The following is a 15170-nucleotide window of genomic DNA, read 5'->3' on the forward strand; positions in this document are numbered from 1 at the left end:
GTTTTGGCGCGCTGCGCGTCGAGCGCGCTAACGCCGGGGCAACCGGCCGCAATCGCAGTAAGATCGCAGCAGGCAGTGACAAACATAAAAGGCCGCATCTTTCGATGCGGCCTTTTGCTTTTTACAGATGACGCAGACGTTCAGCGCGCCAACGGCGGGCCCTTGGTCAGGTCGCCATCGTCGGCGATGCCCTTGCGCAACAGATCCGAGATCGGCTTGCCATCGGCATCGTGGTGATACACATGCAGGTCGCGCTGCGGGTACGGAATGTTGAGCCCGTTTTCCAGCAGCTGGTTGCGGATCTGCTCCAGCGTGCTGCTCTTGGCCGCGCCAAAGTTTCCATTGGCGGCGTAAGCAAACAGCATCAGATCCACCGTGCTCTCGCCCAGGTTGGTCACCTGCACGAACGGTGCGGGTGAATCCAGGACGTTCGGATTGTCCTTGGCGATCTGCAGCAACAACTGCTGCGCTTTTTTCAAATCATCCTGGTAACCCACGCCCACTGTCACTTCCAGGCGGCGGTTGGGCAGGGTGCTGTAGTTGATGATGGGCGCCGTGGTGATGGTGCTGTTGGGCAGGGTGATCATGCGTTCGTCGAACGCGCGCAGCCGGGTCTGGAAGATCCGGATCTCATCGACAATGCCTTCCTGGCCCGCGATCACCACATGGTCGCCATCGCGCATCGGCCGCAAGACGATCAGCATGACGCCGGCGGCGATGTTGGACAGCGAGTCCTTCAACGCCAGACCGACTGCAAGGCCGGCGGCACCGAGCACCGCAATCAACGAGGTCGGCGGTACGCCGATCTGGCTCAACGCGCTGACGAACACCAACACCAGCAGCAATGCATACATCACATTGCGCAGGAAGTTGGTCAACGTGATTTCGATACGTGCACGGGTCAATGCACGATGCAGCCACTGGCTGAGCTGCTTGGCCAACCACATGCCGACCACCACGATCAGCAGCGCCACCCCCCAGTTCAACGCGTATTGCGCCCACGGGATCTTTGCCCAGTTGAACGCCGGCTCTGCAGTTGCCGTCGCCGCCGGTTTGGCAGCAGCTGCTCCCACAGCTGCCGCCATCACTGCACCCAACAGTCCCATCAGCTCTCGCTCTTGAGCTTGGCCAGACGCAGCCAGGTATCGACCACGGTGTCAGGATTCAACGACACCGACTCGATGCCTTCCTGCATCAACCACTCGGCCAGTTCCGGGTGATCCGACGGCCCCTGGCCGCAGATGCCCACGTACTTGCCCTTGGCGCGCGCCGACTTGATCGCCATCGACAGCAGCTTCTTGACCGCCGGGTTCCGCTCGTCGAACAGATGCGCCACGATCGACGAATCGCGGTCCAGGCCCAAGGTCAGCTGGGTCAGATCGTTGGAGCCGATCGAGAAGCCGTCGAAGATCTCCAGGAATTCATCCGCCAGCAGCGCGTTGGACGGCAGCTCGCACATCATGATGATCTTCAGCCCGTTCTCGCCCTGCTTGAGTCCGTTCTGCTCAAGTACTTCGATCACCTTGCGGCCTTCTTCCAACGTCCGCACGAACGGGATCATCACCCAGAGATTGTCCAGGCCCATCTCGTTACGCACCTTCAACACCGCCTTGCACTCCAGCGAGAACGCCTTGGTGAAGGACGGGTCGACATACCGGCTGGCGCCGCGGAAGCCGATCATCGGGTTCTCTTCGTGCGGCTCGTAGCGTGAGCCGCCGATCAGGTTGGCGTACTCGTTGGACTTGAAGTCCGACAACCGCACGATCACCGTGTGCGGCGCCACCGAGGCGGTCAGCGTGGCGATGCCTTCGGCCAGACGGTTGATGTAGAAGCTCACCGGGTCGCCGTAGCCGGCAATCTTGGCGTCGATCTTCTTGCGGACGTCGGCGTCCTGCTTGTCGTATTCCAGCAGCGCGTTCGGATGGATGCCGATATGCGCGGCGATGATCATCTCCAGGCGCGCCAGGCCGATACCGGCATTGGGCAGCTGGCCGAAGTCGAAGGCGCGCTCCGGGTTGGCCACGTTCATCATGATCTTGAGCGGGGCCGGCGGCATGTTGCCCAGGTCGGTGGTGGTGCGCTCGAACGGCAACAGACCGTCGTAGATGAAGCCGGTATCGCCTTCGGCGCAGCTGACCGTCACTTCCTGACCGTCGCTGATCATGTCGGTGGCGTTGCCCGAGCCGACCACGGCCGGTACCCCGAGCTCGCGCGCGATGATCGCCGCGTGGCAGGTACGGCCGCCACGGTTGGTGACGATCGCCGATGCACGCTTCATCACCGGCTCCCAATCGGGGTCGGTCATGTCAGCGATCAACACGTCGCCCGCCTGCACGCGGTTCATGTCCTCCAGCGAGCGCACCACGCGCGCGACGCCGCTGCCGATCTTGGCACCAACCGCGCGGCCTTCGACCAGGATCTTGGCGCCCTTGGCGTCCAGCGAGAACCGCTCGATCTGGGTGGCATGGCTGCGCGACTTCACCGTTTCCGGGCGCGCCTGCACGATGAACAGCTTGCCGCTCACGCCGTCCTTCGCCCACTCGATATCCATCGGGCGGCCGTAATGCTTTTCGATCACCAGCGCCTGCTTGGAAAGCTCCTGCACATCTTCGTCGCTGATCGAGAAGGTGTTGCGCAGTTCCACCGGGGTGTCTTCGGTGCGCACGCGCTCGCCGGGCACATCCGAATACACCATGCGGATCGCCTTGCTGCCGAGCGAGCGACGCAGGATCGCCGGCTTGCCTGCCGTGAGCGTGGGCTTGTAGACGTAGAACTCGTCGGGATTCACCGCGCCCTGCACGACCATTTCGCCCAGGCCGAAGCTGGAAGTGACGAACACCACATCGCGGAAGCCGGACTCGGTGTCCAGCGTGAACAAAACGCCGGCCGCGCCGACGCCCGAGCGTACCATCAGCTGCACGCCAGCCGACAGGAACACGTCTTCGTGCTTGAAGCCATGGTGCACGCGATACGCAATCGCGCGGTCGTTGTAGAGGCTGGCGAACACTTCCTTGACCTTGTGCACGACATCGTCGGCGCCGGTCACGTTGAGGAAGGTTTCCTGCTGGCCTGCGAAGGAGGCGTCCGGCAGGTCTTCCGCAGTCGCAGAAGAACGCACCGCCACGGCCACTTCGCCGCCGCCGTTTTCTGCGCACAGCTGTTCGTAGGCGGTGCGGATGTCGCGGTCCAGTTCCGGCTGCAGCGGGGCATCGATCACCCAACCGCGAATTTCCTTGCCGGCCACAGTGAGCGCGGTGACGTCTTCGACGTCCAGCGTTGCAAGCTTGTCGAAAATCCGCTTGGACAGATCGTTGTGTGCGATGAAGTCCTTGAACGCTTCTGAAGTGGTCGCATATCCACCCGGAACCGAAACGCCCAACCCGGCCAAGTTGCCGATCATCTCGCCGAGCGAGGAATTTTTACCGCCTACGCGGGCCAGATCGGCCAGGCGTAGCTCATGCAACCACAGGATGTTCTCGTTCAAGCGCGATGCTCCGTAAGGCCATCGCCCGAGCGGGCTGAATGGCCGCGACCGTAGGAAGAAGCCGCTATGATGCAGTGCACAGCGGAACCTGCACAAGCATGAACCCGTAAGTTTTGGACACTAGTTCAAAGAGGTGGTCTTGATGTCAACAATCCGGCCGGTGTTTTACGTCTCCGATGGAACCGGTATCACCGCTGAAACGATTGGGCATAGCCTGCTCACCCAGTTCAGCGGGTTCAACTTCGTCACCGACCGCATGTCGTTCATTGATGATGCAGAAAAAGCGCGCGATGCCGCGATGCGGGTGCGCGCTGCCGGCGAGCGTTACCAGGTGCGCCCGGTGGTGGTCAATTCATGCGTCGATCCACAGCTGAGCATGATCCTGGCCGAAAGCGGTGCCTTGATGCTGGATGTGTTCGCGCCCTTCATCGAACCGCTGGAGCGCGAGCTCAACGCGCCGCGCCACTCGCGCGTGGGCCGCGCGCACGGCATGGTCGATTTCGAGACCTATCACCGCCGCATCAATGCGATGAACTTCGCGCTGAGTCACGACGACGGCATTGCGCTCAACTATGACGAGGCCGACGTGATCCTGGTGGCGGTATCGCGTGCGGGCAAGACGCCCACCTGCATCTACCTGGCCTTGCATTACGGCATCCGCGCCGCCAACTATCCGTTGACCGAAGAAGATCTGGAAAGCGAACGACTGCCGCCACGGTTGCGCAACTATCGCAACAAATTGTTCGGCCTGACCATCGACCCGGAACGGTTGCAGCAGATCCGTCAGGAGCGTCGCGCCAACTCGCGCTACAGCGCGGCAGAAACCTGCCGACGCGAAGTCGCAACCGCCGAGCGCATGTTCCAGTTGGAGCGCATTCCCACGCTGAGCACCACCAACACCTCGATCGAGGAAATCTCCAGCAAGGTGTTGTCGACCCTGGGACTGCAGCGCGAGATGTTTTGAGGCCAGGTTTGGTGGGGCGGGATGCGGGATGCGGGATGCGGGACCGGGCAAGCAAGCGGCGCGTCCACAGTCCGGGGGCTGCCGCGACGCGGCTGGCGACGTGCCAGCAGCCCAAGAAAAATCAAGCGGGCGGGGCAGGGCTCCGCCAAGGTAGGCCTGCCATTGGGCCCTCGTCAATGCTGCCCGTGCGGCAGCGCAGCGTGTAGGATCGGTGCATGGCCCAAGCATTGAGCAAACTCGAGATCATCCCCCGTCTGAGCCGGTTCGGTTGGCTGATGGGGTTGTACGCAGAAAACTTCCAGCATCTCACCCGGTTGTTCGCGCCGGCCGATCTGGCGCCTGGCTCGTACGTGTCGTCGATCGGCGATGGGCTGAACCTGCGGCTGGATGTGATCGAATGCCATCGCTACACCGTCGAACTGCGCCTGACCTACGACCTGTGCGACCCGGTGACCGGTGAGCCGGATCCGTCTGCGTATGTGCGTCTGTACCGCGATGCGCGTCAGGCCGAGACCACGCATTGTTATGTGGGCCGTCGCTGGCAGGACGTGATGGGGATGTTCCCGCCGCCGGCCGAGCTGATCAGTCACCGCATGCGCATGAACACCTTCCTGGGCAAGTGGCTGGAGTACCTGGCCGAACGCGGCCATGGGGTTGCCACCTTGCGGCTGGACACCGACTACGTTGCGCCGCCTCGGCCCAGCTCGCGGGTGGTTGTCGGTTAAGTGCAGTAAGCAGATGGCGCGTGCGCATCGTTAGCGAGCGCTGCTGTTAGCCGGAAATGGCCAGTGACCGGCATGCGGGTGGAATCTGCCGATGGCTTGGCGCACCGTTCACCGGAGTCGTTCAAGGCACGACCGCATAGCGCCCAATCACCGTTTGTCACCACGGCAGACGCATGTCATCGGTCATACTGATGCGCTTCGTTGCAGATCGCGCGCCATGCCCTATACCCCGATTGTCGCCACGCTTGGCTATCTGTTGTCGCCGGACGGCACGCAGGTGCTGATGATCCACCGCAATGCCCGTCCCGGCGATCAACATCTGGGCAAGTACAACGGGCTCGGTGGCAAGGTGGAGCCGGACGAAGACGTGCTGGCCTGCATGCGCCGCGAGATTCGCGAAGAAGCCGGCGTCGCGTGCGGCGACATGCAATTGCGCGGCACCATCAGCTGGCCCGGGTTCGGCAAGCACGGCGAGGACTGGTTGGGCTTCGTGTTCCTGATCCGCAGCTTCGATGGCACACCGCACACCTCCAATCCCGAAGGCACGCTGGAGTGGGTGCCTCTCGCGCAGATGGACCAGGTGCCGATGTGGGAGGGCGACCGCAACTTCCTGCCGCTGGTGTTCGATGGCGACCCGCGCCCTTTCCATGGGGTGATGCCGTATCGCGACGGGCGCATGCAATCGTGGAGCTATTCGCGGGTCTGATCGGCTGGCGTGCGGGTCGCGTCGCGCCGGCGCCGCGCTCCGGGCCGCCGGCATGCCAAGTTGCACTTATCCGGCTCACTCGTGGCGTCGGCCATCTCCGCAATCAGTCAAGCGAGATTGCCCGCACAGTTTTCCACATCCCCTGTGGATGGACGCTGCGAAAGTCTGTGGACAAGTCCGCAAGCCGCCTGCGGCGCAACGCGCTCGCGCAGGCTGGTCAAAATTTCGCCAGTGCAATTATTGGGCGGTCCAGCCACCATCGATGGCGATGGATTGCCCGGTGATGTTGCGTGCCGCATGCGACATCAGGAACGCCACCGTGCCGGCCAGCTCGTCGTACTCGATGAAGGCGCCCTTGGGCATCGGCTTGAGCATCACATCGCGGACCACCGCCTCTTCGGCAATGCCGCGCGCGCGCGCCTGGTCGGCGATCTGGCGCTCCACCAGTGGCGTGCGCACATAGCTGGGGCACAGCGTGTTGACGGTAATGTCGCAGTCGGCAGTTTCCAGTGCGATCACCTTGGCCAGGCCGACCAGGCCATGCTTGGCGGCCACATACGCGCTCTTGTAGGGGCTGGCGACCAGCGAGTGGATGCTGCCGATATTGACGATGCGTCCATAGCCTGCCGCGCGCATGCCCGGCAGCACGGCACGGCTGAGTCGTGCTGCGCCGGTCAACATGACGTCGACCAACAGCGCCCAGCGCTGCATCGGGAAATCTTCCAGCGCGGCGACCTGCTGCAGGCCGGCATTGTTCACCAGCACTTGCGGCGGCTGCGAGGCGCCGGCCAGCGCGTGCGCAATGCTGTCGTCGTCGGTGACATCCAGCACCAGTGCTTCGGCCGAGCCGCCAGCATCGCGCACGCGCTGGGCCGTGTGCTCGGCGGCGGCCTGGTCCATGTCGCTGACCAGCAGATGGTGGCCGTCGCTTGCCAGATGGGTGGCGATGCCGGCGCCAATGCCGCTGCCCGCGCCGGTGATCAGGATGCTGCGCATCGGGTGTCCTTCACTGTGGTGCGCAGCCGGGAGCGGCCACGCTGATCGCCAGCCTAGCGGAGGACGGGTAAACGGTCGCCTGCACGGCGCGCGCGCGTTACCCTTTGCGCCTCGCTCTGATCAGGTTTCGCATGAAACGCCATTTTTCGATGCTGCGCGATTTCCAACTTGCGGACTGGTTCACGCTGGCCAATGCCTTCTGCGGCACCGGCGCAGTATTCGCAGCGATGCGGTTCCTGCAGGAAGGGCACAGCGGGGACCTGTTGCTGGGTATGGCGCTGATCCCGTTGGCGTTCGTGTTCGATGCGCTGGACGGGCACGTCGCGCGTTGGCGCAAGGCGTCTTCCACCCTGGGCCGCGAGCTGGATTCGCTGGCCGACGTAATTTCGTTCGGCGTGGCGCCGGCGGCGTTGGGTTATGCCTGCGGCATGCGTGGCGGCTGGGATTGGCTGGTGCTGAGCTATTTCGTCTGCTGCGGCGTGAGCCGGCTGGCGCGGTACAACGTGACGGCCGAAGAGATCGCCGGCGAAGCCGACAAGGTGCCGTACTTCGAAGGCACCCCGATTCCGACCAGTCTGGTGCTGGTGATCCTGCTCGCGGTCGCCGCCAGCAGCGGGCATATCGGCGACGCCCTGTGGTGGGGCCAGTGGCAGCTCGGGCCGTGGCAGTTCCACCCGCTGGTGCTGCTGTTTGCCGTCTCCGGCTCGCTGATGATCAGCAAGACGTTGCGGATCCCCAAGCCCTGAGCGGCACGCCTGGTTACACGCGGTAGGATGGCTCGGTGGATCGTCACAGGAGGGAATGATGGCAAGCAGCGGTTCGGACAACGGCAACGTCGAGGACAAGGCACGCCAGTATTGGGCGGCCTGGGGAGACGCCATGCGCCACGGCCAGTCTGGCTCCGCTGCGCAGCCACCGCCGGCGTCCGGCGGCGATGCCCCGCAGGACTGGAGAAAGGCAGTGGACTGGTGGTCGCAGCTGCTGCCCACCCAGGCCGCGCCGCAGGCGCAGGAAGCCATCGACCGCTTCCGCACCCAGGCTGGCGGCTGGTTCGGCACCATGCAGCAGGTGGCCGGGCAGTTCGCCGGCCGCGACACCTCCGCCAACGAAGTCTCCGATGCCTGGCGCCGCGCCGTGCAGGGGCAGGGCGAGCAACTGATGCAGTGGACGCTGGGCTCGCTGCGCGGCGGCAGCCCCGGCGGCTTCGACCCGTGGCTGCAGCAGGCGGCGCAGGCGCTGGGCAAATGGCGCGAAGAAAACGCGCCGTGGTTGGACATGCCGGCCTTCGGGTTGAACCGCAATCATCAGGCGCGCCTGCAGAAACTGGCGCGCGCGCAACAGGACTATCAGGCGCAATCGCAGGCCTACGGCGAGCAACTCAAGGCAGCGATCGAGCAGGCCTTCACCCGTTTCACCACCAAGCTGAGCGAGCACGAAAGCAGCGGCAGCCAGCTGACCAGTGCGCGCGCCTTGTTCGATCTGTGGATCGAGGCGGCCGAAGAGTCCTATGCCGATGTGGCGTTGTCGGATCGGTTTCGCGACGTGTATGGCGGGTTCGCCAACGCGCACATGCGCTTGCGCGCGGCCTTGCAGGAGGAGGTCGAACAGCTCAGCGAACGTTTCGGGATGCCGACGCGTTCGGAGATGGATGCCGCGCATCGCCGTATCGCAGAACTGGAGCGCGCGGTGCGCCGGATGCTGCGCACCGCCGCCGGTACCAGCACCAGCACCAAGGCGGCTGAAAAGCCGGCCGAGGACACCACCGCTGATCCGCAGGCGTCGTCTCCGCCCAAACGTGCAGCGCCGCCCAACGCCGCCGCTGCGCGCAAGCCGGCCGCGGCAACCGCTGCAGTAAAAAAGACCGCGGCCAAAAAATCTGCGCCCAAGAAGACCGCAGCTGCAACACCTGCGGTGAAAAAGACCGCCACAGCGAAAGCCGCATCGAAACCGTCGTCCGGCAAGGCGTCCGGCAGTAAGCCGGTCGCACGCACCCCACGTGGAGCCAAGGCATGAAAGGGCCGTTGGGATTCAGTGCCGAAGACCTGATGCAGGAAACCCTGTCGCTGCAACGCAAGCTGCGCGAAGGCCTGAAACTGCTGCCCGGTGTGGAAGACGTTGACTATGGCGTCACCGAACGCGAAGAAATCTGGCGCGACGGCAAGGTGGTGCTGTATCGCTTTGTCGGCGAGCAGGCGCCGGTGGCCAAGACGCCGCTGCTGATCGTGTATGCGTTGGTCAATCGTCCGTACATGGTGGACCTGCAGGCCGACCGTTCGCTGGTCAAGGGCCTGTTGAGTCACGGCCAGGATGTCTACGTGCTGGACTGGGGCTACCCGGACCGCTCCGAGCGCTATCTCACGCTCGAAGACTATCTGCTGCGCTACATCGATGGCGCGGTGGATCACCTGCGTGCGCAATCGGGGCTGGAGGCGGTGGACGTGCTCGGCATCTGCCAGGGCGGCACCTTTTCGTTGTGCTACGCCGCGCTGCAACGGCACAAGGTGCGCAACCTCATCACCATGGTCACGCCGGTGGATTTCCACACTCCCGACAACATGCTGTCCAACTGGGCGCGCATGGTCGATGTGGATCTGTTCGTGGACACCATGGGCAACGTGCCGGCGGATCTGATGAACGCCAGTTACCTGATGCTCAAGCCGTTCCGGCTTAATTTGCAGAAGTACGTCGGCTTGCTGGACATCCTCGACGACAAGCAGGCGCTGGAAGACTTCTTGCGCATGGAAAAGTGGATCTTTGATTCGCCGGATCTGGCGGGCGAGGCGTTCCGCGAGTTCGTGACCTTGTTCTACCAACGCAATGGGCTGGTCACCGGCCAAGTGAGCATCGGCGGGCAGGCGGTGGATCTGCAGGACGTCGATATGCCGGTGCTCAATATCTATGCCGAACACGATCATCTGGTGCCACCGGATGCCTCGCGCGCCTTGCGTGGGCTGGTGGGCAGCAAGGATTACAGCGAACTGAGTTTTCGCGGCGGACATATCGGGATCTACGTGTCCGGACGTGCCCAGCGCGAGGTGCCGGTGGCGATCCATCGCTGGCTGCAGGAGCGCGACCGCATCGCCTGATGCGCCGCATGCAACCGCGCAGGCCTGCGTGCGACCGCATGCCGCCACCCATCACGGCCCGCTGCTGCCCGGCTTTTTAGACTGCTTGCTACGTTTGAAGGAGCGTTTTCATGGCCACCACTGCACTGTCCCGTTCTCTCAATGACCGCATGATCGCCGGTGTTGTCGGCGGGATTGCGCGCCGCTTCGGATGGAGCTCCACCTTGCTGCGCGTTCTGTTCGTGATCGTCTCGATCGCCTCGGCCGCGTTTCCCGGCATCCTGGTCTATCTGATCCTGTGGCTGCTGATCCCCGCGCAGGCCGATTGAGGCCGTTGCGGCGCGCGCCATCGGCTGTGTTGGCGCTTGGCGCGTTGTGGACGCTGCCCAACACCGCGCTTGGCCTGTTGATCGGCGCCATTGGCAGTTGTTTTGGCGCCCGCCCGCGCTGGTCCCGTCATGAGCTCGCGTTTGTCTTTCATGCCTGGCCCTGGGGGCCGGGCGGGGCGATGACCTTGGGTAATGTGATCCTGCTCAAGGGCGCATCGCTGGATCTGCAATGCAGCACCTATGCACACGCGGCCGGCCGTTGCGAGCATCCGCCGGTGCGTCTGGGCGATCACGAGCGCGCACATGTGTATCAATACATGTTGCTCGGGCCGCTGTTCCTGCCGGTGTATCTGATGTGCGGCGGCATCCATGTGCGCAACCCGCTGGAGCGGGCGGCCGATGCGTATGCGATGCATGGGCATGGCTGGTGGCCGTGGTGGCCATCGACCTGGAGCGGCTAACCACGTTCCTGCGCTCACTGCGGGGCTGACGCATCCGGTGCTCGGTGTACGCGTACACCCCGTTTGTGATGGCGCAGTCCACGCCGGCCTGAAGACTGTTCGCTATGCTTTGTCAGCCGCGCTTAGTGGCAGCAGCGCCTGCTCGGCGACTGCATCGCAAGAAGGCAATCGCCCTCAATCCAGTCGCGAGAACCCGAACAGGTCCGACAGCGGGTGCGGCTTACCTTCCAATTGCGCACGCAGCAGCCCGGCACCGATCGCGCTATAGGTGATGCCGTTGCCGCCGTAGGCCATTGCAAACAAGACGCGCGTGCCTTGTTCGGCATGCGCGCCGAAGAACGGCAGGCCGTCGGCGGTTTCGGCAAACGTGCCGCCCCACGAAAACACCGGGCGCAGACGCACGTCCGGCATGGTCTTGCCGATCTTCTTCAGCAGCGTCTTCAATTTGCTTTCCACGCGCGCATCGCGGCGCGCCGGGATGTCCACGTTGTCGTCCTCACCGCCGGCCACCACACGGCCATCGGGTGTGCTGCGTAGGTACAGATACGGGCGTGCGGTCTCCCACATCATGGTGTGCTTGAGCGCACCGATCTCGCTGTCGTGCAGCGGGTCGGTCACGAACGCATAGCTGCTGCGATTACGTGCCACACGCTGCGACAGCCACTGCTGGTTGCCATAGCCTGCGGCCATGATCACGTGCTTGGCGCGCACGACGACGCCTTCTTGAGTACGTAATTCCACGTGCTGATCGTGCGGGACAATGGTCGCGATCGTAGTGCGATCGAAGATGCGTCCGCCGTACTGCTCGCATTCGGCGAATAGGCGATAGCACAGCCGATACGGGTCGACGCTGGCGGCCAGGCGGCTGAGGATGGCGCCGTCGGAGCGCACGCCGTAGTCGTGCCAGAGCGGCTCGCGCTCGATCCACTCCACCGGTAGCTGATGGGTCTGGCGTGCGTCGAGCTCGCGCCGCAGGTCTTTCAGATCGCGCGCACGGCTGGCGTAGTAGAGGCTGTCCTGGCGGGTGAAGTCGCAGCCACCCAGGCTGTCGCACAGGTCCTGCAGGTCGACGATAGCCTGCGCACAGGCGCCGTAAGCGAGCGCGGCTGCCGGCATGCCGTGTTGTTTGGCCAGATCGATCATTGGCGTATCGATTTCGTATTGCAGCAGTGCAGTGCTGGCCGAGGTACTGCCCCAGCCGATCTCGCGTTGTTCGACCACCACCACCTCATGGCCATTGCGCAGCAATTCGTGCGCGATCAGCGCGGCAGTCACGCCGCCGCCCACGATGACGACCTCGGCCTGGGTGTCTTGCTCCAGGCGTGGATAGGCGCGCATCAATCCATTACGGATCGACCAGAACGGGTAGCCACTTTTGAGGTCCATGCGATGTCGTGAGAAAGCGGGTGGACGGAGATTGGACGACCAAGCAGGGTGAAGCACTCGTGAGGTGCGTCAGGTCTTGAGGCCGTCACTAAACCGCAAACAGCCGGCGTTAACGTGCGTGGAAAGCTCCTCACGACGCGCTCGTTATGCTCGCGCCTCCAACGCAACAACAGCAGCAAAAGGGTGTGGCATGTCGATTGTCCTGTACGTCGGTGGCAGCAAAGATGGCGACAAGGGTGTTGTGCCTTACGGGTTCAGCAAGTCGCGGGCAATGACTGACGCCGGCCCGGAGATCTATGTGGAACGCATGGTGCCGCTGAAGAACGTCGGCAAGATCCGTGTCATGGCCCTGGAATCCATGCACGAAAGCATTCTGGTCGAGCGCGCCGCCACCCATTACGCGCACCGCGCCAGCTGAGCGCGGCGGCATAGGTTTACGGCGGCGCTGTCAACGGGTTTCCGTCGCGCGCCCACACTGCGAAAATGCTTTTTTTCAGTGAAGCGGTTTATTCCGCGCCGCCATGCACGACAGCCAGCTTGCCCAGCAGATCGCTCGCACCATCGCCGACGAGATCGGTGCCCAACCCGCCCAGGCGCGCGCCGCCATCGCGCTTCTCGACGAAGGCGCCAGCGTGCCGTTCATCGCCCGCTACCGAAAAGAAGTCACCGGCGGCCTGGACGATACCCAGCTGCGTAACCTGGAAACGCGCCTGACCTATCTGCGCGAGCTGGAAGACCGGCGTGCGGCGATCCTGTCCAGCATTGGCGAACAAGGCAAACTCAGCGACGAACTGCGCAACGAGATCGCCGCTGCCGACACCAAGTCGCGGCTGGAAGATCTGTATCTGCCTTACAAGCCCAAGCGCCGCACGCGTGCGCAGATCGCGCGCGAAGCCGGGCTGGAGCCATTGGCCGATGGCCTGCTGGCCGACCCGACGCAGGCGCCGGAGGTGGCTGCCGCCGCCTTCATCGACGCCGAGAAGGGTGTTGCCGACATCAAGGCCGCGCTGGAAGGCGCCCGCGCCATCCTGATGGAGCGCTGGGGCGAAGATGCCGCGCTGGTTGGCGAGTTGCGTAGCTGGCTCAACGATAACGGCGTGATCCGCGCGCGCGTCGCCGAGGGCAAGGAAGAGGCCGGTGCCAAGTACCGCGATTACTTCGACCATGCCGAAGCGCTGGCGAAAATTCCGTCGCACCGCTTGCTGGCGCTGTTCCGCGCGCGCCGCGAAGAATTTCTCTATCTCGACCTCGACCCGGGCAGCGATGCCGAAGCCGGGCATCAGTACGCCGAAGGCCGGGTGGCGCGCAGTGCCGGCATTTCCAACCAGGGTCGCCCGGCCGACCGCTGGTTGCTGGACGCGTGCCGGCTGACCTGGCGCGCCAAGTTGCACATGCACCTGCTGCTGGACCTGTTCAACCAGGCCCGCGAGAAGGCCGAGGCCGAAGCGATTGCGGTGTTCGGCGACAATCTCAAGGACCTGATGCTGGCCGCGCCGGCCGGCCCGCGCGTGGTGCTGGGGCTGGACCCGGGCATCCGCACCGGCTGCAAGATCGCCGTGGTCGATGCCACCGGCAAGCTGGTGGCGACCGAGACGATCTACCCGCACGAGCCCAAGCGGCAGTGGGACCAATCGCTGCAGACGATCAAAAAATTGTGCATGCAGCACAACGTGGAGCTGATCGCGATCGGCAACGGCACCGCCAGCCGCGAAACCGACAAGCTGGCCGGTGAGGCGATCGCGCTGTGCGGGGCGACCAAGTTGCAGAAGGTCGTGGTCAGCGAAGCGGGGGCGTCGGTGTATTCGGCGTCCGAGTTTGCCGCCAAGGAATTCCCGGAGCTGGACGTCTCGCTGCGCGGCGCGGTGTCGATCGCACGGCGCTTGCAGGACCCGCTGGCCGAGTTGGTCAAGATCGAGCCCAAGGCAATCGGCGTGGGCCAGTACCAGCACGACGTGGATCAGTACCGCCTGGCCAAGGCGCTGGAGGCGCGCGTGGAAGACTGCGTCAACGCCGTTGGCGTCTACGTCAACACCGCCTCGGCCGCGCTGCTGTCGCGCGTATCGGGTCTGTCCGGCACGGTCGCGGAAAACATTGTGCGCCATCGCGACGACAATGGCCCGTTCAAGCGTCGCAAGGATCTGCTCAAGGTGCCGCGCCTGGGCGACAAGACTTTCGAACAATGCGCCGGTTTTTTGCGCATTGCCGATGGCGACGAGCCGCTGGATGTGTCGGCCGTGCATCCGGAAGCCTATCCGGTGGTCGAGCGCATCGTCGCCAACACCGGCAAGCCGATCAAGGCGTTGCTGGGCGATGGCAGTTTCCTGCGCGGCTTGAAGCCGGAGCTGTTTACCGATGCGCAGTTCGGTGTGCCGACCGTGCGCGACATCCTGAAAGAGATGGAAAAACCCGGCCGCGACCCGCGTCCTGAGTTCAAGGCTGCGCAATTTGCCGACGGCATCGAGGACATCAAGCACCTCAAGCCGGGCATGGTGCTGGAAGGCGTAGTCAGCAATGTGGCCGCGTTCGGCGCCTTCGTCGATATCGGCGTGCATCAGGATGGGTTGGTGCACATCTCCGCGTTGTCGGACACCTTCGTCAAGGATCCGCGCGATGTGGTCAAGGCCGGCGATATCGTCAAGGTCAAGGTGCTGGAAGTGGACGTGCCGCGTAAGCGCATCGCACTGACCTGCCGCCTGTCCGACACGCCGCCGGCGGCAGATGGCACGGCGCAGTCGCGCGATGCACGCGGCAGTGGCGGGCCGGGGCAGGGCCGTCGCGACGGCGGCGGACGTGGGCCGGCACCCGGCAACAGCAAGCCGCGGACCACTGCGCCACCGGCCGATAACGCACTGGCCGCGGCGTTCGCGCGCGCCAAGCGCAGCTGAGTCATGCTGCCTGGCGCGGCGACTGTCTTTGAGTGATTGGGCAGCAACGTTGCAGATCAGTTGTAGAGCGACTGCTTTGCAACGTTACAGCAGGGCCGTTGCCCGCCCGCCATCGCGGGACACGCCGCAAGTACGTCCTTGTCGGCTCTTATGCGGCATCCATGCCGCA

General features: G+C 64.2%; 14 protein-coding genes. 10 read left to right on the forward strand and 4 right to left on the reverse strand.

All coding sequences use genetic code 11. The annotated features are described in order from the left end of the window. Positions 1–140: 140 nt before the first annotated feature. Together ASF90_RS19485 and ppsA are read right to left on the reverse strand one after the other, a co-directional pair. Entirely contained in the window at positions 141–1106 is a 966-nt protein-coding gene (locus ASF90_RS19485) for a mechanosensitive ion channel domain-containing protein (RefSeq protein WP_055854062.1), read from the reverse strand. Beyond that, on the reverse strand, positions 1106–3484 hold the full coding sequence (ppsA, locus tag ASF90_RS19490) for a phosphoenolpyruvate synthase (protein ID WP_055854067.1): 2379 nt from the start codon (positions 3482–3484) through the stop codon (positions 1106–1108). The genes ASF90_RS19485 and ppsA overlap by 1 nt, the downstream gene beginning before the upstream one ends. Positions 3485–3626: 142 nt before the next feature. On the opposite strand from ppsA, the gene ASF90_RS19495 reads away from it, so the two are divergent. The 3 genes from ASF90_RS19495 (at position 3627) to ASF90_RS19505 (ending at position 5879) form a co-directional block, all read left to right on the forward strand. Continuing rightward, positions 3627–4448: a pyruvate, water dikinase regulatory protein gene (locus ASF90_RS19495; protein WP_055854069.1), complete on the forward strand. Its 822-nt coding sequence runs from the start codon at positions 3627–3629 to the stop codon at positions 4446–4448. A 215-nt stretch (positions 4449–4663) separates the two neighbouring features. Then, on the forward strand, positions 4664–5173 hold the full coding sequence (locus ASF90_RS19500; RefSeq protein WP_055854072.1) for a DUF1249 domain-containing protein: 510 nt from the start codon (positions 4664–4666) through the stop codon (positions 5171–5173). 217 nt (positions 5174–5390) lie between these two features. After that, positions 5391–5879, forward strand: coding sequence for an 8-oxo-dGTP diphosphatase (locus tag ASF90_RS19505; RefSeq protein ID WP_055854076.1), 489 nt, complete (start codon positions 5391–5393; stop codon positions 5877–5879). A 237-nt stretch (positions 5880–6116) separates the two neighbouring features. On the opposite strand, the gene ASF90_RS19510 is transcribed toward ASF90_RS19505, so the two are convergent. Further along, positions 6117–6875, reverse strand: a complete 759-nt coding sequence (locus ASF90_RS19510; RefSeq protein ID WP_055854080.1) for a 3-hydroxybutyrate dehydrogenase — start codon at positions 6873–6875, stop codon at positions 6117–6119. A gap of 131 nt (positions 6876–7006) precedes the next feature. Here ASF90_RS19510 and ASF90_RS19515 point away from each other — a divergent pair, with 131 nt between their 5' ends. From ASF90_RS19515 to ASF90_RS19535, 5 genes are all read left to right on the forward strand, one after another. After that, on the forward strand, positions 7007–7621 hold the full coding sequence (locus tag ASF90_RS19515) for a CDP-alcohol phosphatidyltransferase family protein (RefSeq protein WP_055854083.1): 615 nt from the start codon (positions 7007–7009) through the stop codon (positions 7619–7621). Between the two features lie 55 nt (positions 7622–7676). Then, the gene (gene phaE / locus ASF90_RS19520; protein WP_055854087.1) at positions 7677–8888 is read left to right on the forward strand and encodes a class III poly(R)-hydroxyalkanoic acid synthase subunit PhaE; all 1212 of its coding nucleotides are present in this window, start codon (positions 7677–7679) and stop codon (positions 8886–8888) included. Then, the gene (locus ASF90_RS19525) at positions 8885–9961 is read left to right on the forward strand and encodes a class III poly(R)-hydroxyalkanoic acid synthase subunit PhaC (protein WP_055854090.1); all 1077 of its coding nucleotides are present in this window, start codon (positions 8885–8887) and stop codon (positions 9959–9961) included. Before phaE ends, ASF90_RS19525 begins: the two co-directional genes overlap by 4 nt. Before the next feature lie 110 nt (positions 9962–10071). After that, the gene (locus tag ASF90_RS19530) at positions 10072–10269 is read left to right on the forward strand and encodes a PspC domain-containing protein (protein WP_055854095.1); all 198 of its coding nucleotides are present in this window, start codon (positions 10072–10074) and stop codon (positions 10267–10269) included. Between the two features lie 5 nt (positions 10270–10274). Further along, positions 10275–10730, forward strand: coding sequence for a hypothetical protein (locus ASF90_RS19535; protein ID WP_193552594.1), 456 nt, complete (start codon positions 10275–10277; stop codon positions 10728–10730). A 174-nt stretch (positions 10731–10904) separates the two neighbouring features. Here ASF90_RS19535 and ASF90_RS19540 read toward each other — a convergent pair whose 3' ends face one another. Next, a complete protein-coding gene (locus ASF90_RS19540; protein ID WP_055854103.1) occupies positions 10905–12116 on the reverse strand; it encodes an FAD-dependent oxidoreductase in 1212 nt (403 codons plus the stop codon). Positions 12117–12306: 190 nt separating this feature from the next. On the opposite strand from ASF90_RS19540, the gene ASF90_RS19545 reads away from it, so the two are divergent. Together ASF90_RS19545 and ASF90_RS19550 are read left to right on the forward strand one after the other, a co-directional pair. Next, positions 12307–12534, forward strand: a complete 228-nt coding sequence (locus tag ASF90_RS19545; protein ID WP_055854106.1) for a hypothetical protein — start codon at positions 12307–12309, stop codon at positions 12532–12534. A 103-nt stretch (positions 12535–12637) separates the two neighbouring features. Continuing rightward, positions 12638–15001: a Tex family protein gene (locus tag ASF90_RS19550; RefSeq protein WP_055854110.1), complete on the forward strand. Its 2364-nt coding sequence runs from the start codon at positions 12638–12640 to the stop codon at positions 14999–15001. Positions 15002–15170 lie beyond the last annotated feature (169 nt).

The sequence above is a fragment of the Xanthomonas sp. Leaf148 genome (genome assembly GCF_001423585.1).
Taxonomy (GTDB): Bacteria; Pseudomonadota; Gammaproteobacteria; order Xanthomonadales; family Xanthomonadaceae; genus Xanthomonas.

What these genes read in the sequence shown, in the direction of transcription:
- ASF90_RS19485 (WP_055854062.1), bottom strand. Translation starts at nt 1,106, where the DNA reads ATGGGACTGTTGGGTGCAGTGATGGCGGCAGCTGTGGGAGCAGCTGCT.
- ASF90_RS19495 (WP_055854069.1), top strand. Translation starts at nt 3,627, where the DNA reads ATGTCAACAATCCGGCCGGTGTTTTACGTCTCCGATGGAACCGGTATC.
- ASF90_RS19500 (WP_055854072.1), top strand. Translation starts at nt 4,664, where the DNA reads ATGGCCCAAGCATTGAGCAAACTCGAGATCATCCCCCGTCTGAGCCGG.
- ASF90_RS19505 (WP_055854076.1), top strand. Translation starts at nt 5,391, where the DNA reads ATGCCCTATACCCCGATTGTCGCCACGCTTGGCTATCTGTTGTCGCCG.
- ASF90_RS19510 (WP_055854080.1), bottom strand. Translation starts at nt 6,875, where the DNA reads ATGCGCAGCATCCTGATCACCGGCGCGGGCAGCGGCATTGGCGCCGGC.
- ASF90_RS19515 (WP_055854083.1), top strand. Translation starts at nt 7,007, where the DNA reads ATGAAACGCCATTTTTCGATGCTGCGCGATTTCCAACTTGCGGACTGG.
- phaE (WP_055854087.1), top strand. Translation starts at nt 7,677, where the DNA reads ATGATGGCAAGCAGCGGTTCGGACAACGGCAACGTCGAGGACAAGGCA.
- ASF90_RS19525 (WP_055854090.1), top strand. Translation starts at nt 8,885, where the DNA reads ATGAAAGGGCCGTTGGGATTCAGTGCCGAAGACCTGATGCAGGAAACC.
- ASF90_RS19530 (WP_055854095.1), top strand. Translation starts at nt 10,072, where the DNA reads ATGGCCACCACTGCACTGTCCCGTTCTCTCAATGACCGCATGATCGCC.
- ASF90_RS19540 (WP_055854103.1), bottom strand. Translation starts at nt 12,116, where the DNA reads ATGGACCTCAAAAGTGGCTACCCGTTCTGGTCGATCCGTAATGGATTG.
- ASF90_RS19545 (WP_055854106.1), top strand. Translation starts at nt 12,307, where the DNA reads ATGTCGATTGTCCTGTACGTCGGTGGCAGCAAAGATGGCGACAAGGGT.
- ASF90_RS19550 (WP_055854110.1), top strand. Translation starts at nt 12,638, where the DNA reads ATGCACGACAGCCAGCTTGCCCAGCAGATCGCTCGCACCATCGCCGAC.